The organism is Halorubrum sp. ASP1, from assembly GCF_005435135.1.
Taxonomy (GTDB): domain Archaea; phylum Halobacteriota; class Halobacteria; order Halobacteriales; family Haloferacaceae; genus Halorubrum; species Halorubrum tropicale.
Map to the genome: position 1 here is coordinate 1 of NZ_SGUA01000085.1, position 247 is coordinate 247.

The window sequence follows — 247 nt, forward strand, 5'->3', positions numbered from 1 at the left end:
ACAAGGACTTCGAGGGATCTGACGGGAACAGCCTCAAGCCGTTCCACAAGAAGCTAAAGAGCCTGTCACGGACGGCGCGGCTGAACGGGATCGAGAACGCGCACCCGGTGTACCGGTACCCGAGCGCCCACATCTCTGCGTCGTCGACGTGGATGATCGCGTCGAGGTACGCGCTCGGGTACCGGTACACCGGGTGCGCGTTCTCGATCCCGTTCAGCCGCGCCGTCCGTGACAGGCTCTTTAGCTT

At 63.2% G+C, this 247-nt stretch carries 1 protein-coding gene; it reads right to left on the bottom strand.

Going from position 1 to position 247, the window contains the following annotated elements; genetic code table 11:
- Window positions 1-247 (bottom strand): hypothetical protein (locus EXE48_RS18325; RefSeq protein WP_137712182.1); only part of this gene is annotated, 247 nt, incomplete at both ends.